Source organism: Streptomyces sp. NPDC020884 (genome assembly GCF_044333935.1).
GTDB lineage: Bacteria > Actinomycetota > Actinomycetes > Streptomycetales > Streptomycetaceae > Streptomyces.
In genome coordinates this window covers 607,564-628,986 of the sequence record NZ_JBIRRY010000001.1, presented here as the reverse complement: position 1 = coordinate 628,986, position 21,423 = coordinate 607,564, and the positions used below count along the sequence as shown (strand labels likewise).

Below are 21,423 nucleotides of genomic sequence, written 5' to 3'. Positions count from 1 at the left end.
CATCGGCATGCCACGAGCCCGCAGAAATCACCTGACACCACCCCTCGCGCACCGTCTACCGCGCGCAAGGTTCGTCACCCGGTCTCGGGCTCAGGCGCCGGCGCCGCGCTCCTCACGGATGTCGGAGACGACCCGGGCGGCGGTCTGCCGCACGGCCTCGGTCTCGGTCAGGAAGTGCCAGTAGTCGGGGTGGCGCCCCTCCAGACCGGCGATGGCGCGTTCCAGCCGGGCCACGGAGTCGTCCAGGGGCCGGGCGTGCCGGGGCTCCGGCGTGTGCCGGCCGGCCATGGCGAGGCGCTGGGCGTCCCGCACGGCGAACCGGGTCCGCTCGATCTCCTGCTGCGGGTCCTTCGCCACGGCGTCCAGCCGCTGCAACCGGTCCCCGGCGGCGGAGACCGCCTCGTCCGTCGCGTTGAGCAGGGCGCGGACCGTGCTCAGCCGGGACGTGGCGTCCGCCCAGCGCTGCTCGTCCCGGGCCTTCGCAGCCTCCGCGAGCTTCTTCTCGGCCTGCGTCACATTGACGGCGGCCTGCTCCGGGACGGGCTGGAGGTCCTGCCAGCAGGCGGCCGAGAAGCGCCGCCGCAGCTCGCTGAGGACCGGCTCCACCGAACCGGCCCGCGTCGTGAGCGCCTGCGCACGGGTCCGCAGCGACACCAGACGCCGGTCGATCTCGGCGGCCCGCTCCGGCAGCCGCTCCGCCTCGGTGCGCAGGGCCTCCGCATCGCGCAGGACCACATCGGCCCGCTGAAGGGTCTCCGCGACGCCGTGCTTTCCCGCGCCCTGGTTCAGCTTGGTCAGCTCCGGGGCGAGCGCGGCGAGCCGGGCGGCGAGCTCATCGGCCCGGAGCCCCGCGGCACGGGCGCCGTCGAGGGCGTTGCTTGCTCCCAGCAGCGCCTGCCGGGCCCGCTCCACGGCGGGGGCGAGCCGGGCGAGCTGCGTCTCCGCGCTGCCCAGCAGGGGCCCGAGCCCCTGGGCGAAGCGGTCCAGCTCGCCCTTGACCCGTACGAGGTCGTCCTTGGCCCGGGTCAGCTCGGTGCGGGCCCGGGAGGCGACGGCGGGCTCCAGATCGTCCCGGTCCAGGTCGTGGCTGTCGACGGCCGTGATGTAGGTGTGGCTGACCTCGTCGATGCGCCGGCCGAGCGCGGCGAAGTCCTCGGAGGCCTTGCGGCCGCGCGAGGAACTGTCCACGGCGTTGATCGTCTCGATGGAGATCCTGAGATCACGCTGGGCCGTGTCCAGGTCGTAGAAGGCCTCGGCGGCGGCGTCCTTCGCGGCCTGCGCCTCGGCCCGCTCGTTCTCCCCGCGCCCGCCGAACCACCGGCGCGTACCGCCCCCGGCGAAAGCGGCGGGCAGCGCGGCGAGCAGGAGCGGCACAGGCAGCAGCATCAGCGCCAAGACGTCCCGACCACCGGCCCCGGCCCCGCCGTGCGGCATCCGAGGCCCACCGGGGACGTGCTGCCCCGGCAGACCCTGACCGCTCTGGACGGCGGAACTTCCACCCGCTCCTGTCTCCGGCCGCGTGTGTGTCGCCGTCACATCCCTCTCCCGTGCCGATTCGCCCTGCCCGGTACATTCTCCCACCAGGTAAGGACGAACACACGGGTCGGTTAGTTCGCGCTTCGCACGGTGACTTGCCCGTTGTCGCTGCGCGCCTTCACCACATGGGCGCTGTCGTCGCCGCGCGGCACCCCGATCGAGACGTCCCCGTTGTCGGCGGAGGCGTTCACCGCGTACTTCTGCCCGCCCGGCGGCAGATCGATGGTGATGCCCCCGTTGTCGCTCACGGTGTCCACGAGGTCGGGCACCGAACTGAAGTCCAGCCGGATCTCTCCGTTGTCGGCGCGGGCGATCACGGAGGAGGCGGAGATCCGGTCGGCCCGCACCGCCCCGTTGTCGCTCTTCAGCTTCAGCGCGCCGCTCGCGTCCCGGACGTTGATCTCGCCGTTGTCGGACGAGAGGTCCAGCGCGCGGTCGAAGCCGGTGGCGGTGATCCTGCCGTTGTCCGACGAGGCCGTCACGTCGACCCCGCGCGGCACCTTCACCCGGTGCCGGGACTCACAGTTGTTGATCAGCGCGTCGCATTTCACCCGGAGCGTAAGAGTGTCGCCCTCCATGTTCCAGACGGGATCGGGCCCGCTGCCGAGCACCACCCACCCGTCGACCTGCCGTTCCACCTCGACCTGCTTCACGTCCGCCGGCACGAGCTCCACGGTGGCGTTCTCGGAGTCGATGGTCAGCGTCCTACCCTCCAGCGCGAACGACTTGCGCTCGACGGGGGCGTCATCGACATCCGTGCCCCCGCACCCGGTGAGAGCCAGAGCCAGCAACGCGATCCCGCCCCCCAGGGCAAGGGCCCGCCCGGGTGCCCCACGGTGCGTGCGGGTCGGTGCGCTCGTAAAGATGTCCACGGTGATCGGTCCCCCAGTGTGTGCCGCCGGACAGTGCCACCGGACGTCGCTGCCGGTGCAGTCAAACCGTATGCACCGCCAGCCCCCGGCGGGATCCGGACGGCTACCGTCTCGAGGTGGGGTTATCCCCCGGGTCGCTCCCGGATCGCTCCTTGATCGACCGTGGATCGTCTCGGGCACGGGCCGGGCGGGGGCCGGGCGGGGGTCGGGCGGGGGCGGGGGAAGGCCCGGGGAGGGCAGCTCGCCCCCGCTCCGAAACGGTTTATGGGCAGGGGCCCCGGTCCATGTACGCTGTTGCCTCATCCACGGGTGCGTAGCTCAGGGGTAGAGCGCTGCTCTTACAAAGCAGATGTCGGCAGTTCGAAACTGCCCGCGCCCACCAGTACGAAGGCCCCCAGCCGATCATGGCTGGGGGCCTTCGACATCCACTTCCGACATCAACGGGCGCGGTCACCCACGGCCGGGACGCTGCCGCTTCAACATCCGGTCGAGGTGACTCACGGCCATGCGCCGCGTGTCCTGGACGACGTGGGCGTAGATGTTCATCGTGACCGCGATCTGACTGCGCCCGAGGATCCCCATCACGACGCGCGGCTTGTGAAGGAAGGCCATCAGCCCACCCGCCGCTTGACGAGCTGCTACTGGCCCGAGCATGTCGGGGGAACCCGCATCGGGGGCCACGAGACCCACGACCAGGGAGCGGATACCCCGGGGTGAAGCTGTCCACTACCGGGAGCGGGCAATCGAATTGGGGGTGCCCAGTTCGGCTGTCCTTGTGGAGTCCCGGGCGCGCACTCTGAACCCGTACGTGAACTCCATCGGTGACGCACGTCTGGTGATCGACATGCTCGTCGGCGCACTGCAACGATTGGCGATCTACCCGGATCAGGGATTCATGATCCGCCAGCCCGTACCCGTCGACGTATCCGAGGGATATCAGCGACTCCGCCAATCCGGTTTCACCAGTCGACTCCTCGCGACGGATTCACCCTCTACCTGACCGGCACCGAGAGCTGTTACAGGTTTCTCCACCTCATCAAGTGCCCGCGCAGGGCGCGGGCTGGCCCCATGGGCCCGGCCCTCTGCGCCGAGCATCGCAGGGGAGGGGTGAGGTGGGATTCGACCAGTACGCTACGCTCTAGCGCAATATTAGGCAGAGATACAAAAGCACCGTTCGGGCGAATGCCTTGGCAGAGAACAGGTAAGGGTGAGAGTCATGCTGACAAGGACGCTTCCCCCTGAGCAGTGGTGGATAGGCGCCATCATCTCAGGCGTTGTCTTAGTGATAGCCATACACCCCATAGCGACCACCGCGAAGAAAAAGCTGCTCCTGCCCTTGGTGCCCCTTGCTGGTGCTGCCTTCATCTACCTTGATACGAAGGGAGACGGAGGTGCTTACCCAGTGATCTGGTTCACGGTCATCATGCTCACCTTTGCGGCGATGAGGATAATTTTCGCTTCGCATCTCCGCCGTCAGTTCTCCTTGGTGCAGTCTGGACAGCAGATGCAACCACTGACGGGCCGACAGAACGCAGTTTTCTGGTGCACCTTCCTGGTCGTCATGGTTTCCATGTTTATCGTCATCTGAGTTCCCGCGACTATAGAGAAGAACGGTTTGTTGTCTTCGCAGCCTTCGGTGCGACGGCGCAGACGAAGGCCCCCGACCGATCATGGTCGGGGGCCTTCCGCGTCCCTTCCCGTCGCCCGAGGCCTACCCTGAGCCGATGCGCAGCGAGAGAGACGACGAACACTTCGACGGCTTCGACGCAGCCTGGGCCGCGGCCCCCGAAGCCGTGAGGCGCAGTCTGGAGCTCGCCTACGAGGCGCTGAGGGCCGGGGGGCTCGCGGTGGGCTCCGTGCTGGTCGACCCGGCCGGGGTGATCCTCGCGGAGGGGCGGAACCACGCCTACGACACCGGGCCGGGCCATGGTCCGCTGCGCGGTACCCCGTTGGCCCACGCCGAGTTGAACGCGCTCGGCTCGGCCCGTACGGAATGGGATCTGGGCACCGTGACGCTCTGGAGCACCCAGGAGCCCTGCTCGATGTGTGCGGCCGCCGCTGCGTTCACCGGGGTCGGTGCGGTGCGCTTTCTGGCGCCCGATCCCTGGGCCCTGGCCACCGGGAACGAGGGCTCCTCCCCGGGGGCGCGCATGACCGGGGGCCCGTGGCTGGTCGCGGCCAACGTGATGTTCCTGAAGAGCGTCTCGGAGGCCGGGGAAGCGGGGGAGGAGTCGGCCACGGTGTCGCGCAACCGGCTGCTGGAGCCGGAGACGACTCGCCTGCACGACGGGTTGCCTCCCGGACTGCCCGCTTCCCCGTCGGCGCGGACATGGCTCTCCGGGGTGTGGCCGGGGATCATTGAGGCTTCGGCCGCGCGCCGACTGCGCACAGGCGGATGAACACTTCGGCGTCCCTCCCGTCCTGCGGTGCTGCGGCGGCGCGGCGATACGAGGGCTGGACCGAACGACGAGGAACACGAGGGCACTTCATGGGACAGACGCTGGCGGAGATCCTGGACGGGGCGGCGTTCGGGCGGTTTCCGGAGACCGATGGGAGGACGACCGTGGTCGCCGCGCCGGGTGGCCGCGACACGGGCGTGATCGCCTTCACCGCGCACTCGGTCGTGTTCACCGATGAGGACCCCGAGTGGGTCCACGCGACGCTGGCCACCCTGGAATGCGATGCGCTGGCCGCCACGATGCACCCCCACTTCCTGACGGCCTTCCTGGAACGCACCGGGCGGGTCACCGACACGATCGACCTGCTGACCGTGGCGTCCTCGCTGCCCGGTGCGCCCGAACTGGAGCTGCGGGAGGTCACCGATCCCGTCCACCCGCGCGTGGTCAGTGCCCGCAGGCGTCGGGACGGGGTGCGGATGTGGGAGGTCGACGGGGGAGTGCTGGTGCTCGGGCGCGGGGTGGCGGGCCGGTGGGAGGTGGCCGTCGAGCTGGACGAGGACGCCCGGCACCGGGGCCTCGGCCGGGCTCTCGCCACCGCGGCACGGCACCTGGTGCCCCCGGGCGAACCGATCTGGTCGCAGCAGTCCGCGGGCAACGCGCGCAGCATCCGGGCGTTCCAGGCCGCCGGATTCCGGTCGGTCGGCTCCGAGGCGCTGCTGCTGCGCCGCTCTCGTACAGCTGACGCGGGGGAAGCGTGATGGCTGCCCCGGGCTCCGTACGGCGGCAGTGGCCTCTGCCGGGCTGCTCCTCGTGATCGGCCCACTCGCGAGCCTGACGGACACCGAAGTGGCGGCAGCCGCCGCGCTGGCCGGCGCCGAGGTGGTGCGCGCCCGGTACGGGCGGCGGCACTCCCGTATCGACAAAGGCGCCGGCGACTTTGCCACGGACGCCGATGTGGCGGCCGAGGAGGCGATCCTCGACGTCATCCGTGCCGCCCGGCCCGGGGACGCGGTGCACGGTGAGGAGGGCGGCCGGCGGGGCGCGGCCGGTGCGGTGCGGCAGTGGTTGGTGGACCCGTTGTGCGGGACGCTCAACTACGCCGCCGGCTCCCAACTGGTGGCCGTCAACGTGGCTTTGCGCGACGGCCCGGCCGCCGTGGCCGATCCGTTCAGCGGTGAGGTCTTCCGCACCGACGGTGAGACCGCCCGGGTCCGGCGCGGCTCGGACGGCGATGAGCGGCTGACGCCGACCTCGGACACCCGGCTGGTGGACGTGAACCTCGACCCGCCCTTCCCCGGCGCACCGGCCTTCCGGGCGGTGGATCTGCTCGCCCACCCCGGGTTCGTCGAACACTTCCGCCCGCGCGTCGTCTCCACGACCCTGGCGTTGGCCTGGGTCGCGGCGGGCAGACGGGCCGCCTACGTCACCGACGGCGGCGACCTGAGCGGGAGCGTGCACTTCGCCGCCGGCATCGCGCTGTGCCGGGCCGCCGGCTGCGTCGTCACCGGGGTCGACGGTGCTCCGGTCGGACCGGGTGGCCGTGGCCTCGTCGCGGCCGCGGACGCCGGGACGCACGGCCGGCTGCTGTCGCTGATCCGCAGTCGCGGGCGGGGTGGGTGAGTCTCTGCCGCCGCGGCTGGCTCTGCCTCCGCGAGGGTCTCTGCCGCCGCCGCTGCCTCCTCTGCCTCCGCGACGGTCACTGCCCCTCCGCCGATGCCTCCGCCGGTGCCCCTGCCGCTGCTGCCGCTCTGCCGTGGGTGTGTCTGCCGCCTCGCGGCTCTTCTCAGACGTGCAGCTCAGGCGGGAAGTTGGTCCAGCGGAGCTCGGCGGGCAGGTGGCCGGTGTCGTTGAACAGCAGAAGGGCCGGGGGACGGCCGGGGGCGTAGCGGATGACGGTCAGCGCGGCGTTGGCATGGTTGATGCCCAGCCAGCGCCGCTCCGGGGCGTCCAGCGCGGCCCGGACGAGCCAGGCGGCGAGGAAGTTGTGGGTGACGAGGAGTTCATGGCGGGGCTCGTCGCCCTCGACCGGACCGGTGAAGCGGGCGAGGGCCTCCTGGGCCAGCCCGGGGCCCTGCTCGCGCTCCGCCGCCGGGAACCCGGCCAGCCGGGCGAGCGTCTCGTCGGCCGTCTCCGCCGGCAGCTCCTCCCGCAGGGGTAGATACGGAAGGTAGTCGCCGGCCGGTTCGGACCGCAGCAGGGGGACCCCCGAGAGCTGCGCGCCGACCAGCCGCGCCGTCTGCTCGGCGCGCGGGAGCGGGCCGTGGTGGATCGCGGTGATCGGAGCCCCGCGGAGCCGCTCCCCGAGCAGGGCGGCCTGACGGCGGCCGCCGTCCGTCAACGTGCTCTCGTCGGCGGAGGCCTGACCGTGCCGGGTGAGGTACAGGTAGCGGTCAGCTGTTGCCGTCATGGGCGGGGTCCTCCGTCGCGGTTCATGATCGTACGAACGTCTGCGGGGACGCCGACCGGCGCTCGGGCGGTTCCGGTCACGGGGACGGGCCCGGCGCACCGCCTCCCGGGATGCGCGGGGGCAGTGCCCGGGGCACCGTGGAGGCATGGCCGAGCACCCGCCCGTGATCGTCTACCCGCCTTCCGCGACCGGAGGGCGGCGGGTCACCGTGCACGGCCAGATCGTCGGCCTGGCGCACGGGCGGGGCGAGGTGGCCGCGCTGCTGCGGGCCGCGGGGTTCGCCCCGGGGCCTGACACGGCCTTCGAGCTGGACCGGCCCGGTCTGATCGAATGGCGCGGCGGCGACCTCGACACCTGGGAGTGATCCCGTGAAGCGTCGCCGTCCCGTGCGCGAGAGCACCTCGATCGAGCCGCCGCCCGGCTATTACGTCGCCGGGGGCGGGCCTCCCGACGCGGCGCAGCGCGCCCTGATCCTGGACTGGGTCGTGAGCCGGCGCATCGCGAGCGGCTGGCGCGTCGAATCGCGCTCCGGGAGTCAGGCGGTGCTGGTGCGCGGGCAGCCGGTGAACCACGTGCTGCACGCCCTTCTCACCGTCTTCTCGTGTCTGGTGTGGGGGGTCGTCTGGGCCGGCGTCGCCCTGGTCAACCGTGTCGAGCGGGTGGCCCTCACCATCGACGCCCAAGGGCGTGTCGTCACGGTCAGCGCGCCGTGACGCTTCACCCGAACGGGTGCATCCAGGTGGCTGTGCCCGCCGGTCGCGAGGAACGTCGGACCTGATCTGCACGTGCCATCAGGGCAGTTCGGATCAGGGCAGGTCAGGACAGCAGGCGCCCTGCGCCTGTTCCGGCTAAGGGAGTCCTCATGTCGCAGTCCAGCACACCCGCATCCGGCACCTCGCGCCCCGCCGACCCGCGTCCGGGCGGATACTCCGGCAGCGGGTGGGCAGCCGGGGGAACGGTGTTCGCCGGTGTCCTGCTCTTCGTGGACGGCATCCTCGGAGTGCTGAAGGGCATCGCGGGGATCGCTTCGAACGACGTCTACACACGGATCAACGACTACGTCTTCAAGTTCAGCGTGACCTCGTGGGGCTGGATCCACCTCATCCTGGGCGTGGTCCTCGTCCTCGTGGGCCTGGGCATCCTCAAGGGCGCGACCTGGGCCCGTGGCGCGGGCGTCGCCCTCGCCGCCCTGAACCTCATCGCCAACTTCATGTGGCTCCCGTACACCCCGGTCTGGGCCATCGTCACCATCGCGATCGACGTCTTCATCATCTGGGCCCTGTGCACCGACCGTTCGAACCCGCGCGACGCGGTGCGGAGCAGCTGAACCGGCCGGGACGGCGGTCGGGCGGGCGGCGACGGGTGTCCGTTGTCAGTGGGGCGGTCCACACTGGAGTCATGTGCCGCAGCATCAAGACGCTCCGCCCGCCCGCCCTCCCCGAAGAGGCCACCGAGGAGGACATGCGGGCCGCCGCCCTTCAGTACGTACGCAAGGTCTCCGGGTTCCGCGCGCCCGCCGCGCACAACCGGGAGGTCTTCGACCGTGCCGTCGACGAGATCACCGCAGCCACGATGAAGCTGCTCGACGGCCTGGAGATACGGGGCGCGCCCCGGGGCTGAGCCCCGCCACCCGGAGCAGGTCCCGGGGTGGCCGGTCGGGCCCTGCTCAGGGGGCGACCGGTGCGGGCGCCGCCACCGGTCCCGGGGTGTTGTCGGCATGGGCGGCCGGTCCGGCCGGAGCAGCGGTTCCGGGAGCGGACGTCGGCGCCGGGACGGAGGCGGCCGGCAGTGCCGTCGGCACCGCGGGCGCAGCTCCCGGAGTCTGCGCTTCCGCCATGGTCTTCGCCCCCGTTGCCTCCGTTGCCTCCGTCGCCGGCTTCGTCGTCGCCTTCGCCGGGCGCTTCACCACGAACGCGGCCAGCGCGCCCGCCACGAACAGGGCCAGCACCGAGACAGCCGTGCCGAACCACGTCGAGCCCAGCCACCGGCCGCCGAAGTAGCCGAGCCCCACGCTGTAACACGCCCAGACCAGGCCCGCCAGCGCGGACCAGGGCAGGAAGTCCCGCTTCCTGCGGTGGGCGGCGCCTGCGCCGAGGGAGACCACGGAGCGGCCCGCCGGAGCGAACCGGGCGATGATCACCAGCGCGCCGCCGCCCCGGCTCAGGGCCGCGCCGAGACGTTCCTGCGCGGTGGTGAGGCGCCGGGAGCGGGCGATGGCCCGGTCCAGCCGGTCGCCGCCGCGCCAGGCGAGCCGGTACGCGACGAGGTCGCCGAGGACCGAGGCGCTGGCCGCGCACAGGATCAGCACGACGAGCGAGGGGACCTGCCCGCCGGTGCCCTCACCGGCGCCGCTGACGGTGGTGGAGCCCGCTGCCGCCGCCGTGGCCGCCGTGATCACGAGAACACCACTGGGCAGCAGGGGCAGGAAGACGTCCAGGAGCACGGAGAGTGCGACCACCGCGTAGATCCATGGGCTGCTGGTCAGCGCGCCCACACTCTCTAGCACCGTCTATTACTCCCCGATCGTGTCAACGCCGCGACGTCGCAGGGGAGCGGCAGGGGCGGCAGGTTCAGCTGTACAGCGTACGCGTGAGGGTCTTCCGGAGATCGCCCAGGGCGGGTGATGTTGTGCAGCTCACGTACACCTGGCGGCCTTGTGCCCGTTAGGCGGGGGGAACGACCGGCACGAGCGAGGAGCAGCGCATGACGGCATGGATGGTACGGACGGAACACGGGGCGGCGCACCCGAATTCGGGGCGACGGGGGACGGCGGGTCCGGAGGGCGACCCGATGCCGCAGGTCCGAGGGGTATGGCGGGTCCCGCGGGTCCGGGGCGTGCTGGCGGGCACGGCAGCCCTGCTGACGCTGGCGTGCGGCGTCGCCGGCGCCCACGGAACGGACGACGGGGCGTCCGACGCACCCGGTGGTCATGGTGCGCACGGCGCTCCCGCGGCGGGCTCCCCGGTGCCGGGACCGGGCGGTGGCGGGGATCCGGGCCGCTCCGATGAGGCCGCCGCCGGCGGCAGCTCCTGGATGCGGGCCGCGGGAGTGTTCTCCCCGCCCGGCTCCTTCGTCCCGTCCGACGCGCTGACGTACGACACCGGGCTGGTGCCGGCGGGCGCGCGGATCGAGGTCACGCAGTTCGCGGACCCGTCCGGTACCCGTGTCGAGGCCCGGTTGCGGGGGCTCGTGCCCGACCGGGCGTACGGGATGCATGTGCACACCTCGCCGTGCGGGGCCGATCCCGCCGCGGCCGGGCCGCATTACCAGCACCGCCCGGCGGCGACCGCGGATCCGGTCAACGAGGTGTGGCTGGACTTCCGGACGGACGAGGACGGCGACGGGCGCGCGGAGGCGCTGCACGACTGGGGCTTCCGGAAGGACGGAGCGCGGTCGGTGATCATTCACGACCGGCAGGGCGGTGCGGGGGAGCGGGCGGCCTGCTTCACGGTGCCGTTCGGGCCCCACGGGCGGGAGTGACGGGGGGTTCGGGACCGCTCGGGCGGGGGTGACGGGGGGTTGGGCCCCTCGGGCGGGAGTGAGGGGGCGGGCCCCGGCGGGAGCGACGGGGGGTTCAGGGCCCCCGGGTGGGAGTGACGGGGGTTCGGGCCCCCGGGCGGCTCACGGCGTACGGCGGTGTCCCGCTCCTCCGGGTGGGGAGCGGGACACCGCCGTACGGTTCCGGGCCTGTCGCCGACGGGTCTCCGCCGGTCCTCGCCGCGCGCCGGGTCGGCGCCGGAACGCGGGGGGCCGGGAGGGCCCGGAGGCCTGGGAGAAGGCCGGGTCGTGCGGCCGCCGGTCAGACCGAGACGGTCGGGGCCTGTTCGCGCGGGGTCGCGCCCTCGGCGGTGGCCGCCGTGTTCCGCGAACCGAAGAAGCGGTCCAGGGCTATGGCGCCGGGGCCGGTGAAGACCAGCAGCAGGAACGCCCAGCAGAACATCGCCGACGCCTCGCCGCCGTTCTGGATCGGCACGAGGGCTTCGGGCTGGTGGACCTTGAAGTACGCGTAGGCCATCGACCCGGAGGCCAGGAAGGCCGCGGCGCGGGTGCCGAGGCCGAGGACGACCAGACCGCCGCAGACCAGCTGGATGAGCGCGGCGTACCAGCCGGGCCAGGCGCCGGTCTCCGCCTGGTCGCTGCCGAGGACTCCGAAGAGCGTGGCAGCCCCGTGGAAGGCGAAGAGCAGCCCGACGACGAAGCGGAAGAGGCTGAGCACGTAGGGCTGGGCTTGGTTCAGGCGGATGAGCATGGGGGGCGCTCCTTCGGTCGTGGTGGGGACGGGAACCGACTGGGCGCCACAGGTTAGGGAAACCTCACCAGTGCTTGCAAGTTCAACATTCTGTCGAGTGGCCGAAAATCGCCTCACTCTTAGGGGTGAGTGAACGCTCAAGAACCGTCTCCAACTGGGCCCCTTGGCTGCTCGCCTTGGCCTGCACCAATGTCAGCGCAGACTTCCGGCCACGCAATACCAGCGTCATGAGCTGGTTACCGAACCAGGGTCCGCCCGCCTTGCTCCAGTCCACCGGCGACGCTCCCGAACGGCCGTGGCGCGTCAGCATCCGGCCGATCCGCCGGCCCGCCCGGCTCCAGCCGAAACGGAAACCCGCCCTGATCGACCGGGGGATCGAGTTGTGCACGGGAGAGCAGGTCAGCTGAAGGACGCGGGACACCGGGGCGTCCCCGGGGGAGGGGTCCGGCCACCGGGGCTCGGCGATGTAGGCGTGGTGCACATCGCCCGAGAGGACGCATACCGTCGCCGGGGCGTTCGGACCGCTCCCGGCCTCCCGCAGAAGCTCCGTGAACCGGTCGAAGGATTCCGGGAAGGCGGCCCAATGCTCCAGGTCGGACGCGCGGCGCAGCTTCTCGCCGAAGCGTGCCCAGCGACGCCCGCGTACGCCCGCGCACAGCGCGGCGTTCCAGCGCTCCGCGTCGTGGACGAGCGGGGGCAGCAGCCACGGCAGGGAGCTGCCGATGAGGAGGTGATCGTATGAAGCCGGGTCGCCCAGAACCGCTTCCCGCAGCCAGCCGGCCTCCTCGGCGTCGAGCATCGCCCGCTGCTCCTCGGCCAGGACGCGGGCCGCGCGGGTGTCCACCATCACCAGTCGTACTCGGCCGAAAACACGCCGGTAGCTCCACCGGGTACGGGCGGGATCCGCGTCGGTCTCGGCGGCGAAGCGGCGCAGCGCCTCGGTGCCGTCGGGCGAGGCCCTGACCGCCGCGTACACGGGGTCGGCGGCCAGCTCGGCGGGGGAGAGGTTGCCCAGGTGCTGGTGGACCCAGTACGACATCAGCCCGCTGACGATCCGTTCGTGCCACCAGGGGGTGGCGCGCATCTCCCGCTGCCAGGCGGCGCTGGTGTTCCAGTCGTCGATGACGTCGTGATCGTCGAAGATCATGCAGCTGGGAACCGTGGAGAGCAGCCAGCGCACCTCCGGGTCGCGCCACGATTCGTCGTAGAGGTAGGTGTACTCCTCGTAGTCCGCGATCTCCGTGCCCGGCGGCTCGTCGAGGTCCCGGCGGGCGGCGAGCCTGCGCCGGGTCGCCCCGGAGGTCTCGTCCGCGTACACCTGGTCGCCGAGGAGCAGCAGGACGTCGGGCCGCTCGGCCGCCGGATCCGCGGCGAGGCGCGCGGCCAGGGTGACCAGGGCGTCAGGGCCCACGGGGTCGTGTCCGCCGCCGGGGGCGGCCGCCCAGCGGCACGATCCGAACGAGATCCGCACGCCGTCCGGCTCGGCTCCGGCGTCCTCGCCCGGCTGCGTCACCGATGGCGTGGTGATCGTGCTCGGCGGGAGCCGGGCGTCCTGCGGCGGCCAGACCCGCCGGGAGCCGATCAGCACCTCGTACGCCGTGGTGGAGCCGGGTGTCAGACCCGTCACCACCACCAGGGCGTAGTGGTGCCCGGCCACCGCGAAGGTGGGCGAGGCACCCGAGGCGCCGTCCGCGCACCGGACCGTCACGGTGCACGGCCGGCTCGTCTCGACCCAGACGGTCGCGGTGGCCCCGGACTCCCAGTCGACGTACCGCAGCAGCGGTCCCAGGCGCAGCCCGGCCATGTGATGCCTCCGTCGTTCTGTACGTCACGGATGGGCTCCGTAACGTACAGAACGACGGAGGAGGGTGCACGGGTTCCTGCGGGTGGGCAGCGGTCCGGGGCCGGTCAGCGGCAGCCGGGGGCGGTGGTCCGGCAGTCGTGGACGGCGGTCAGCAGCCGTTCAGGGCCGACTGCAGGGCGCTCTTCTCGGCCGAGTCCACGCTCAGGTTGTAGTGCTTCTTGACGTGGACCCAGGCGCGGACGTAGGTGCACGTGTACGAGGAGCTCGGCGGCATCCACTCGGCCGGGTCCTTGTCGCCCTTGGACTGGTTCACGTTGTCGGTGACCGCGATGAGCTGGGGGCGGGTCAGGTCGTTGGCGAACGACTGGCGTTCGGCGGTCGTCCAGCTGCTCGCGCCGGAGCGCCAGGCCTCGGCGAGCGGGACCATGTGGTCGATGTCCACGTCGGACGCGGCGGTCCAGGTGGCGCCGTCGTAGGTCGAGTGCCAACTGCCGCTGACCGCGGCGCAGGAGGCGTCCTGCTGGACGTTCGTGCCGTCGCGCTTGAGGACGACCTCGCGGGTGTTGCAGGCCCCCGACTGGGTGATCCAGTGCGGGAACTTGTCGCGGCTGTAACCGCTGGACGAGCCCTCCGCGCCGACGGTGAGCTGGCCGAGGTAGGTGCGTGCGGTCGCCGCGCTGACCGGGGTGGGCATGGCGGCCTGTGCGGTCGGGGCGGTGAACAGGGCGGACGAGGCGGCGAGTGCTGCGGTTGCGGCGACGACGGAGAGGCGACGCGCGTAGACACCGGACATGCGAACTCCCTTGATGTGGGGGGTGCTTGGGCGGGCGGTGAGTGGATCCCGGCCATCGTGGCGACGCCAGGTTTCTGTGGGGTGGGCGTCAGGTAACAGAGTGGCGACATGTGCACGTCACATCAAGGGGTGTGCGAGGGGTGTCATGGATCGCGTCGGCGCGCGGGCCCCTCACTGAGGGTCCGTCCGGGCCCTGTTGAGCGTCCGTCGGGCGCTCGGCGTCGCTGGTCGCGCCCCCCGGGCGTGCCGGTGCGAGGCGGTGCGGGGCGGTGTGGTCGCGGCTCTATCGTGGCCGCGTGCTTCTTCCGGTCTCCGTCACCCTCGGCGTCGTCCTCGCCGTCCTGCTGGCCTTCGCCGCCGCCGTCGCCTCGTGGGCCTCGCTGGGCCGTTCCCGCGAGATCCTCGTCGCCGGGGTGCGGGCGGCGGCCCAACTCGCCGCCGTCTCCCTGCTCATCGGCTGGGTCGTGCGGTCCCTGGCGCCGCTCCTCGGATTCGTGGCGCTGATGTTCGCCGTGGCGGTGTGGACCGCCGGGCGGCGGATCACCGGCAACCGCACCTGGCGCTGGGCGGCCGTGCCGATCGGTGCGGGGGTGCTGCCCGTGGTCGGGACGCTGCTGCTCACGGGGCTCGTGCCGGTCCGGGGCCTGGCGCTCATCCCGGTGGCGGGCATCCTCATCGGCGGGGCGCTCACCGCGACCGTGCTGGGCGGGCGGCGGGCCCTGGACGAACTCACCGGCCGGCGCGGGGAGGTGGAGGCGGGGATGGCCCTCGGGCTGCTCGACCGGGACGCCCGGCTGGAGATCGTGCGGCCCGCGGCGTCGGACGCGTTGCTGCCCGGCCTCGACCAGACCCGGACGGTCGGGCTCGTCACGTTGCCGGGGGCGTTCGTCGGCATGCTGCTGGGCGGCGCCTCACCCGTGGAGGCGGGCGCCGTGCAGCTGTTCGTCCTGGTGGCGCTGATGGCGGTGCAGGTGGTGGCCGTCGCGGCGGTCCTGGAACTGGTCGCGCGCGGGCTGCTGCACCGGGAGTGAGCCGGGGCCGCCCGGGGCGGGCGGGAGCCTCAGGCCTCGTTAGGGCCTCGGGCCTCCGGTGCCACCGGGAGTCTCGGGTCTCGTCGACCCTCGGGCTCCGTCGACCCTCAGGCCTCGTTGATGTGCAGGCGGATCGAGCCGTCCCCGGCCGCCTCCACCCGTACCCGCGTCAGGTCCTCGACGTGCGCGTCCGGTGCGAGCGCCGCGGCGCGCGGGCCGACGCCCACGACGCGCATGCCCGCCGCCCGGCCCGCCGCGATGCCCGCCTCGGAGTCCTCGAACACGATGCAGTCCGCCGCGTCGAAGCCCAGCTCCGCCGCGCCCTTGAGGAAGCCCTCGGGGTCCGGCTTGCTGGCGCCGACCTGCTCGGCGGTGACGCGGACGGCGGGCATCGGCAGTGCGGCCGCGCCCATCCGGGCCGTCGCCAGCGCGGTGTCGGCGGAGGTCACCAGCGCGTGCGGCAGCTCGGCGATCGCGGCCATGAACGCGGCGGCCCCGCCGATCGGCACGACGCCCTCGACGTCGGCGGTCTCCTCGGCGAGCAGCACCCGGTTGTCCGCGTAGTTCTCCTCCACCGGGCGGTCCGGGAGCAGGACGGCCATCGTGGCGTACCCCTGACGGCCGTGCACCACCTTGAGCGCGGCCTCGGGGTCCAGCCCGTGCTCGATCGCCCAGCGCCGCCAGCAGCGCTCCACCACCGCGTCGGAGTTCACGAGGGTGCCGTCCATGTCGAGCAGGAGGGCTTGAGCGGTGAGGACGGTGGCCGGCATCGGCTTCTCCAGAACGCGGGGAGGTGTGCGAACAGCCCGGGTGCGCGTGCCGCGGGGCATGACGTACACGGGCCGTGAAGGGGGGTGCGGTGTTAGGTGCGGTAACCAGAGCAACCCCCGCCCGCCGGTCAGGGAGTGCGGGCGGGAGCTACTTTGTTCCATCACGATACAAAAACCCGGACCGGAACGCCAATCCCCCTTCCCCGGCGGCCGGGCTCAGTGGCGTCCGCGCCCGCTCGTCTCCGCCTCCAGGGCGCGCCGGGTGTTCGGCCCGTACACGCCCGCCGGGTCGCCCTGGATCGCCTTGTACGACTGGTAGACCGCCACGGCGTTCTCCACCCGGTCGTTGTAGTTCGCGTCGGGCGGCCCCGAGTAGAGCCACACCTCCGAGAGCCGGTTCTGCAGCTCGGCGACCTCCGGGCCGCGGTCGCCGGGTCGCAGCGAAGGGCCGGCCAGTTCCGCCGGCGGGGCGGCGGACGGCGGGGCCGGGGGTGCGCCGCCGTCCGCCGGGGCGGACGACGCGCCGGCCGACGGCGACGCGGACGCGGACGCGGTGCTGGTCGGGGTGGGGGCCTGGCTCTTCGTCGGCGAGGCGGACGCGGACGGCGAGGCGGACGGTGATGCCGAGGAGGGCGGCGTACGGGAAGGAGCGGCCGACGCGGAGGGGGACGGGGCCACCGACGCGGCCGGTTCGCCCTCGGTGTCCGGAACGCTGGTGGTGGCCTCGGGCAGCGCCTCGTCCTGGCTGTCGCCGCCGCCGAACAGCCCACCGGCGAAGGCGGCCGTGCCGACCACCGCGGCCACGGCCGCCCCTGCGGCGAGGGCCCCGAAGGGGCGTCTGCGGCGTGGCTGCACGGGGTCGGGGTCGGAGGCGAAGGCGGGATCCGGGCCCGCGGGGTGCGTGCGGCTCCCGTCCGGGGCGGGGTAGGCGTCGCGGGACGCGCCGAGGGGGCCGCCCGCACCTGCGGGGTACGCCGCGCCGGCCGCACTGCCTGAAGCGCCCGCAATGCCCGCCCCCGCTGCACAGCCCGGAGCGCCCGGAGCACCCGGAGCACCCGGAGCGCCCGCGGTGCCCGAAGCGCCCGAAGTACCCGCCCCGGCGGTGCCGAAAGGATCACCCGCACCCGAGCTCACGCCCTCGCCCCCGCCCCCCGGGAACAGCGGCATCGTCGTGGCCGCCGCCCCCGGACCGTCGGGCCCCGGCGTGCCCGTCCCGGAAGCCCCGCCCCTCCGCCCGCCGGGCTCCGGGCCCTCGCCCCCCGGCGCTCCGGAGAGGTCCGTCAGCGTCACGTACGGCCGGATGCGCAGCGGGTCGAAGTCCTCGGCCGCGGCGATCTCCGCCGTACGGGCGGCCCGCTGCTCGTCCTCCGTGAGCGGCGTCGAGCGCGTGCCCGCGCCGCACCGGCACGGCACCCGGTGCTCCATGCCGGGCTCCCCGGCCGTCCGTCTACCGCACTCCGGGCATGCGCGTCCGGTCATCGTGGGTCCCCTCCCCTTGAACTGCCTGCGATTATGCAGCCCGCTCCGGGGAAGCCCAACGGGCCGCCGGGGCTCGGCCCGTCCCCGGCAGGCCATAACGGCACGAAACGTCCAGGATGGGGGTGTAGCGGATCAGCGGATCGAGGAGACGCCCATGGCCCAGCAGCTGAGCCCGCCACCCCAGGCTCCCGGTGAGGGGCAGTCCCACCGAAGCGTCCTGGTGGCGATCGGAGCCCTGCTCCTCGGCATGCTGCTCGCGGCACTCGATCAGACCATCGTCTCCACGGCGCTTCCGACGATCGTCAGCGAGCTCGGCGGACTCGACCATCTGTCCTGGGTGGTGACCGCCTATCTGCTGGCGGCCACCGCGGCGACCCCGCTGTGGGGCAAGCTCGGCGACCAGTACGGCCGCAAGAAGCTCTTCCAGGCCGCGATCGTGATCTTCCTGATCGGTTCGGCGCTCTGCGGAATCGCCCAGAACATGCCGCAGCTGATCGGATTCCGGGCCCTCCAGGGGCTCGGCGGCGGCGGGCTCATGGTCCTGTCGATGGCGATCGTCGGCGACATCGTCACGCCGCGCGAACGCGGCAAGTACCAGGGGCTGTTCGGCGCGGTCTTCGGCGTGACGAGCGTCCTCGGGCCGCTCCTCGGCGGCCTCTTCACCCAACACCTCAGCTGGCGCTGGGTCTTCTACATCAACCTGCCGATCGGCGTCGTCGCCCTGATCGTCATCGCGGCCGTCCTGCACATCCCGGTCCGCCGCGAGAAGCACACCATCGACTATCTCGGCACCTTCCTCATCGCGTCCGTCGCGACCAGTCTGGTGCTCGTCGCCTCCCTCGGCGGTACGACCTGGGCCTGGGGCTCCCCGCAGATCATCGCGCTCGCCGTGCTCGCCGTCGTCCTGCTGGTGGCCTTCATCGCCGTCGAACGGCGTGCGGTCGAGCCCGTTCTGCCGCTGAAGCTGTTCCGGATCCGCACCTTCAGCCTCGTCGCCGTGATCAGCTTCGTCATCGGCTTCGCCATGTTCGGCGCGATGACCTACCTGCCGACGTTCCTCCAGGTGGTCCACGACATCACCCCGACGATGTCCGGCGTGCACATGCTGCCGATGGTGTTCGGTCTGCTGATCACCTCGACCGGCTCCGGCCAGATCGTCAGCCGGACCGGCCGCTGGAAGGTCTTCCCCGTCGTGGGCACGGCGCTCACCGCCGCCGGGCTCCTGCTGCTCCACCGCCTCGACGAGACCAGCTCCACCTGGCAGATGAGCGCCTGCTTCTTCGTCTTCGGGGCCGGTCTCGGCCTGGTGATGCAGGTCCTCGTCCTGGTCGCCCAGAACTCCGTCTCCTACCAGGACCTCGGTGTCGCCACATCCGGCGCGACGTTCTTCCGGTCCATCGGCGCGGCGTTCGGCGTGGCCATCTTCGGGACCATCTTCGCCAACCGGCTGCGGGGCCAGCTGTCGGACGCGCTCAGCGGGCAGTCGCTGCCGCCGGGCGTCGACGCCAACCGGCTGGCGGCCGACCCCCGGGCCATCGGGCAGCTCCCGGCCGACCTGCGGCCCTCCGTCCTCAGCGCGTACTCCACCTCCATCACGGACGTCTTCCTGTACGCCGCCCCGGTCGTCCTCCTGGCCTTCGTCCTCGCCTGGTTCCTCCGGGAGGACAAGCTCCGGGGCTCGGTGACCGCCCCCGACACCAGCCAGACCCTCGCCTCCAACCCCGTCGAGCGCTCCTCCTACGACGAGTGCGCCCGCGCCCTGTCGGTGCTCGCCACCCGGGAGGGACGCCGTGAGATCTACGAGAAGATCACCGCGCGGGCCGGGTACGACCTGCTGCCCGCGGCCAGCTGGCTGCTCCTGCGGATCAAGCGGCACGGCACCGTCGAACCCGCCCGGCTCGCCGAGACCGCCCCCGTACCGCTGCACGTGATCACCGATGCGGCCCGGCAGGTCGAGGAACGCGGACTGGCCCGCCGGGAGGGCCTGCAGATGATCCTCACCGACACGGGGGCCGAGGCCGTCGTCCGGCTCTCCCAGGCCCGCGAGGACTCCCTCGCCGAGCTCCTCGGCGACTGGTGGGGCCCCGAGCGCCCCACCGACCTGGTCAAACTCGTCAGCGAACTGACCGCCGAGGTCAGCGGCTCGACCAGGGAGCGCCCGCACGCCCCGACGACTCCCCGCGACCACGAGGCCCACCTGCGCCACGACGAGCGCGAGGAGCGCGACCGCCGCCACCCACCCGCCTGAGCGCCCGACCGCGACCGCCGCCACTCACCCGCCCGAGCGCCCGCCCCGGCATCCGGCGGGGGCGCCGCGTCACAGCTCCTCACAGCTCCTTGGCGAACCAGTGCTCCGCGTACGGGTTGCGGCGGTGGAACGCCGGCACCTCCCGGTACCCGTGCTTCGTATACAGCCCGCGCGCCTCGACCAGGTCGTCGCGGGTGTCCAGCCGCAGCAGCCGTACGCCGTACGCCCTCGCCGCCTCCTCCACCGCGGCCAGCAGCAGCCCGCCGCCGCCCGTGCCCCGGAACGCCGGGCGCACGTAGACACGCGTCAGCTCCGCCGTCCCCGGCCCGGCGGCCTCCGTCAGCACCAGCCCGGCGCAGCTCGCCGCCTTGTCCCCGTACCGGCCGACGACGAACTGCCCGGTCGGCGGTACGAGCAGGTCCGCGCCGTCGCCGTCGAGCCCGCCTTCGATCTCCTCGGCGGTCGCGGGCCGCTGCCAGTAGCGGCTCGCGACCTCGTCGTAGTAGTCCCGGCGCAGGGCGCTCGCGTCGGGGGAGTCGAATCGTTCGGCGGTCACGGTCCAGGTCATGTGGGGCATTCTTGCTGCCGCACGGACGTGAGACGAAGCAATTTATGTGTAGGGGGCAGTAGTGACTGATGTGTCCGCGAACGCGACCGACGCCGAGACCGTGACCGATTCCGAGACCGTGACCGTGACCGACGCAGCGACCGCGACCGATGCCGCGACCGCGACCGGAGCCGTCCAGCGCCTCGCCGAACGCTGGATACGGGACGGCATGGCCGCAGCGGAGGGCCGCGGCAACACGGAGGCGGGCACCGGCTTCGTGTGCTCGCCCGCCGGGCTGTGGCTCGCCCTGGCCGCCGTCGCCGCAGGGGCCCGCGGTGAGACCGCGGCCGAGCTGCGGGCGCTCCTCGGCACCGCGGACCGGGAGGCCGCCCCGGCTGTCACGGCGGTGGCCCGCGAGCTGGCGGCGACCGGGGCGCTGGGCGTGGCGACCCGGGTCTGGAGCCGGACGCCCGTCCTGCGCGCGTACCGGGAGTCCCTGCCGGACGTCCGCTTCGACCCGATGGACCCGGCGGCCGTCGACGCCTGGGTGCGCGAGGCCACCGGAGGGCTGATCGAGCGGCTGCCGCTGGAGCTCACCGACGCGACACTGCTCGCCCTGGTCAACGTCCTGGCGCTGAAGGCCCGCTGGGAGAAGCCGTTCGAGGCCCGGTGGACGCAGAACCTGCCGTTCACCGACGCGGCCGGGGCGGTCGGCCCGGTGCCGACCATGACCAAGGAGGTGCCGTTGGCCGATGCCTGGACGGTCGGCGGGGCGTACGTCGTCGAGCTGCGCTGCGCGAGGGAACCGGACGGCGGGCCCGGGGCCCGGGTCCGCCTCGTCCTGGGGGAGCCGGGGGCCGGAGCCGGCCGGACGCTGCCCCTGGGCTGGGCGGCCCGGGACACGGGCGCCCCGCTGGACACCGACCGGGTGACCATCGGGCTGCCCCGGCTCGCCCTGCGGACGCGGGTGCCCGTCACCGGGCAGCTGCCCGCCCTGGGCGTACGCCTGGCCACCTCCGACCGCGCGGACTTCTCCGGCCTCTCGCCCGAACCCCTCGCCATCTCCGACGTGGTCCAGGAGACCGTGCTGAAGATCGCCGAGGAGGGGGTGGAGGCCGCGGCCGTGACGGTGGTCGCGATGCGGGCGGGGAGCGCCGCCCCCCGGCCGCAGCGGGTGCGGCACATCGCGTTCGACCGGCCCTTCGGCGTCGTCGTGCTGGACGCGTCCGAGGACACCCCGCTGTTCACCGCCTGGCAGGCGGACGCCCCCACCGAACCGGACGCCTGA

24 protein-coding genes and 1 tRNA gene are annotated in these 21,423 nt (G+C 72.9%); 14 read left to right on the top strand and 11 right to left on the bottom strand.

What is annotated here, in order from left to right; all coding sequences use genetic code 11:
• Positions 1-90: 90 nt before the first annotated feature.
• Together ACH4UK_RS02875 and ACH4UK_RS02870 are read right to left on the bottom strand one after the other, a co-directional pair.
• A complete protein-coding gene (locus tag ACH4UK_RS02875) occupies positions 91-1,536 on the bottom strand; it encodes a hypothetical protein (protein WP_398354301.1) in 1,446 nt (481 codons plus the stop codon).
• 71 nt (positions 1,537-1,607) lie between these two features.
• Positions 1,608-2,408, bottom strand: coding sequence for a DUF4097 family beta strand repeat-containing protein (locus ACH4UK_RS02870; RefSeq protein ID WP_398354300.1), 801 nt, complete (start codon positions 2,406-2,408; stop codon positions 1,608-1,610).
• Between the two features lie 307 nt (positions 2,409-2,715).
• Here ACH4UK_RS02870 and ACH4UK_RS02865 point away from each other — a divergent pair.
• Positions 2,716-2,790 (top strand) — tRNA-Val (locus tag ACH4UK_RS02865).
• Between the two features lie 68 nt (positions 2,791-2,858).
• Here the strand turns inward: ACH4UK_RS02865 and ACH4UK_RS02860 are convergent.
• A complete protein-coding gene (locus tag ACH4UK_RS02860) occupies positions 2,859-3,020 on the bottom strand; it encodes a hypothetical protein (RefSeq protein ID WP_398354299.1) in 162 nt (53 codons plus the stop codon).
• 40 nt (positions 3,021-3,060) lie between these two features.
• Here ACH4UK_RS02860 and ACH4UK_RS02855 point away from each other — a divergent pair, with 40 nt between their 5' ends.
• The 5 genes from ACH4UK_RS02855 to ACH4UK_RS02835 all read left to right on the top strand — a co-directional run bounded on the left by ACH4UK_RS02855 (position 3,061) and on the right by ACH4UK_RS02835 (position 6,427).
• Positions 3,061-3,408 carry a hypothetical protein gene (locus ACH4UK_RS02855; protein WP_398354298.1) on the top strand — a complete coding sequence of 116 codons (348 nt, stop codon included), beginning with the start codon at positions 3,061-3,063 and terminating at the stop codon, positions 3,406-3,408.
• 216 nt (positions 3,409-3,624) lie between these two features.
• Positions 3,625-3,996 carry a hypothetical protein gene (locus tag ACH4UK_RS02850; protein ID WP_398354297.1) on the top strand — a complete coding sequence of 124 codons (372 nt, stop codon included), beginning with the start codon at positions 3,625-3,627 and terminating at the stop codon, positions 3,994-3,996.
• Positions 3,997-4,132: 136 nt separating this feature from the next.
• Positions 4,133-4,807: a nucleoside deaminase gene (locus ACH4UK_RS02845; protein ID WP_398354296.1), complete on the top strand. Its 675-nt coding sequence runs from the start codon at positions 4,133-4,135 to the stop codon at positions 4,805-4,807.
• Between the two features lie 89 nt (positions 4,808-4,896).
• The gene (locus ACH4UK_RS02840; protein ID WP_398354295.1) at positions 4,897-5,565 is read left to right on the top strand and encodes a GNAT family N-acetyltransferase; all 669 of its coding nucleotides are present in this window, start codon (positions 4,897-4,899) and stop codon (positions 5,563-5,565) included.
• A gap of 52 nt (positions 5,566-5,617) precedes the next feature.
• Positions 5,618-6,427, top strand: a complete 810-nt coding sequence (locus ACH4UK_RS02835) for an inositol monophosphatase family protein (protein ID WP_398354294.1) — start codon at positions 5,618-5,620, stop codon at positions 6,425-6,427.
• Positions 6,428-6,590: 163 nt separating this feature from the next.
• Here the strand turns inward: ACH4UK_RS02835 and ACH4UK_RS02830 are convergent, their stop codons facing one another.
• Complete coding sequence (locus ACH4UK_RS02830) at positions 6,591-7,214, bottom strand: histidine phosphatase family protein (protein ID WP_398354293.1); 624 nt, start codon at positions 7,212-7,214, stop codon at positions 6,591-6,593.
• A 145-nt stretch (positions 7,215-7,359) separates the two neighbouring features.
• Between ACH4UK_RS02830 and ACH4UK_RS02825 the strand changes: the two genes are divergently transcribed.
• The 4 genes from ACH4UK_RS02825 (at position 7,360) to ACH4UK_RS02810 (ending at position 8,834) form a co-directional block, all read left to right on the top strand.
• The gene (locus tag ACH4UK_RS02825; RefSeq protein ID WP_398354292.1) at positions 7,360-7,578 is read left to right on the top strand and encodes a hypothetical protein; all 219 of its coding nucleotides are present in this window, start codon (positions 7,360-7,362) and stop codon (positions 7,576-7,578) included.
• Positions 7,579-7,582: 4 nt separating this feature from the next.
• On the top strand, positions 7,583-7,927 hold the full coding sequence (locus tag ACH4UK_RS02820) for a hypothetical protein (RefSeq protein WP_398354291.1): 345 nt from the start codon (positions 7,583-7,585) through the stop codon (positions 7,925-7,927).
• A 149-nt stretch (positions 7,928-8,076) separates the two neighbouring features.
• Positions 8,077-8,541: a hypothetical protein gene (locus tag ACH4UK_RS02815; RefSeq protein WP_398354290.1), complete on the top strand. Its 465-nt coding sequence runs from the start codon at positions 8,077-8,079 to the stop codon at positions 8,539-8,541.
• A 71-nt stretch (positions 8,542-8,612) separates the two neighbouring features.
• Positions 8,613-8,834 carry a DUF2277 domain-containing protein gene (locus ACH4UK_RS02810; RefSeq protein WP_398354289.1) on the top strand — a complete coding sequence of 74 codons (222 nt, stop codon included), beginning with the start codon at positions 8,613-8,615 and terminating at the stop codon, positions 8,832-8,834.
• Positions 8,835-8,880: 46 nt separating this feature from the next.
• On the opposite strand, the gene ACH4UK_RS02805 is transcribed toward ACH4UK_RS02810, so the two are convergent.
• Positions 8,881-9,720, bottom strand: a complete 840-nt coding sequence (locus tag ACH4UK_RS02805; RefSeq protein ID WP_398354288.1) for a DedA family protein — start codon at positions 9,718-9,720, stop codon at positions 8,881-8,883.
• 197 nt (positions 9,721-9,917) lie between these two features.
• Between ACH4UK_RS02805 and ACH4UK_RS02800 the strand changes: the two genes are divergently transcribed.
• A complete protein-coding gene (locus ACH4UK_RS02800) occupies positions 9,918-10,694 on the top strand; it encodes a superoxide dismutase family protein (protein WP_398354287.1) in 777 nt (258 codons plus the stop codon).
• Positions 10,695-11,013: 319 nt separating this feature from the next.
• On the opposite strand, the gene ACH4UK_RS02795 is transcribed toward ACH4UK_RS02800, so the two are convergent.
• From ACH4UK_RS02795 to ACH4UK_RS02785, 3 genes are all read right to left on the bottom strand, one after another.
• Positions 11,014-11,463: a DoxX family protein gene (locus ACH4UK_RS02795; protein ID WP_398354286.1), complete on the bottom strand. Its 450-nt coding sequence runs from the start codon at positions 11,461-11,463 to the stop codon at positions 11,014-11,016.
• An 82-nt stretch (positions 11,464-11,545) separates the two neighbouring features.
• Positions 11,546-13,267 carry an alkaline phosphatase D family protein gene (locus ACH4UK_RS02790; protein ID WP_398354285.1) on the bottom strand — a complete coding sequence of 574 codons (1,722 nt, stop codon included), beginning with the start codon at positions 13,265-13,267 and terminating at the stop codon, positions 11,546-11,548.
• 148 nt (positions 13,268-13,415) lie between these two features.
• Positions 13,416-14,060: an HNH endonuclease family protein gene (locus ACH4UK_RS02785; protein ID WP_398354284.1), complete on the bottom strand. Its 645-nt coding sequence runs from the start codon at positions 14,058-14,060 to the stop codon at positions 13,416-13,418.
• Positions 14,061-14,356: 296 nt separating this feature from the next.
• On the opposite strand from ACH4UK_RS02785, the gene ACH4UK_RS02780 reads away from it, so the two are divergent.
• Positions 14,357-15,091 carry an ABC transporter permease gene (locus ACH4UK_RS02780; protein ID WP_398354283.1) on the top strand — a complete coding sequence of 245 codons (735 nt, stop codon included), beginning with the start codon at positions 14,357-14,359 and terminating at the stop codon, positions 15,089-15,091.
• Positions 15,092-15,198: 107 nt separating this feature from the next.
• Here the strand turns inward: ACH4UK_RS02780 and ACH4UK_RS02775 are convergent, their stop codons facing one another.
• Together ACH4UK_RS02775 and ACH4UK_RS02770 are read right to left on the bottom strand one after the other, a co-directional pair.
• Positions 15,199-15,861, bottom strand: coding sequence for an HAD-IA family hydrolase (locus ACH4UK_RS02775; protein WP_398354282.1), 663 nt, complete (start codon positions 15,859-15,861; stop codon positions 15,199-15,201).
• Positions 15,862-16,077: 216 nt separating this feature from the next.
• Positions 16,078-17,286: a peptidoglycan-binding protein gene (locus tag ACH4UK_RS02770; RefSeq protein ID WP_398354281.1), complete on the bottom strand. Its 1,209-nt coding sequence runs from the start codon at positions 17,284-17,286 to the stop codon at positions 16,078-16,080.
• 208 nt (positions 17,287-17,494) lie between these two features.
• Between ACH4UK_RS02770 and ACH4UK_RS02765 the strand changes: the two genes are divergently transcribed.
• On the top strand, positions 17,495-19,588 hold the full coding sequence (locus ACH4UK_RS02765) for a DHA2 family efflux MFS transporter permease subunit (protein WP_398354280.1): 2,094 nt from the start codon (positions 17,495-17,497) through the stop codon (positions 19,586-19,588).
• A 79-nt stretch (positions 19,589-19,667) separates the two neighbouring features.
• Here the strand turns inward: ACH4UK_RS02765 and ACH4UK_RS02760 are convergent, their stop codons facing one another.
• Entirely contained in the window at positions 19,668-20,156 is a 489-nt protein-coding gene (locus ACH4UK_RS02760; RefSeq protein WP_398354279.1) for a GNAT family N-acetyltransferase, read from the bottom strand.
• Positions 20,157-20,364: 208 nt separating this feature from the next.
• On the opposite strand from ACH4UK_RS02760, the gene ACH4UK_RS02755 reads away from it, so the two are divergent.
• Entirely contained in the window at positions 20,365-21,423 is a 1,059-nt protein-coding gene (locus tag ACH4UK_RS02755) for a serpin family protein (RefSeq protein ID WP_398354924.1), read from the top strand.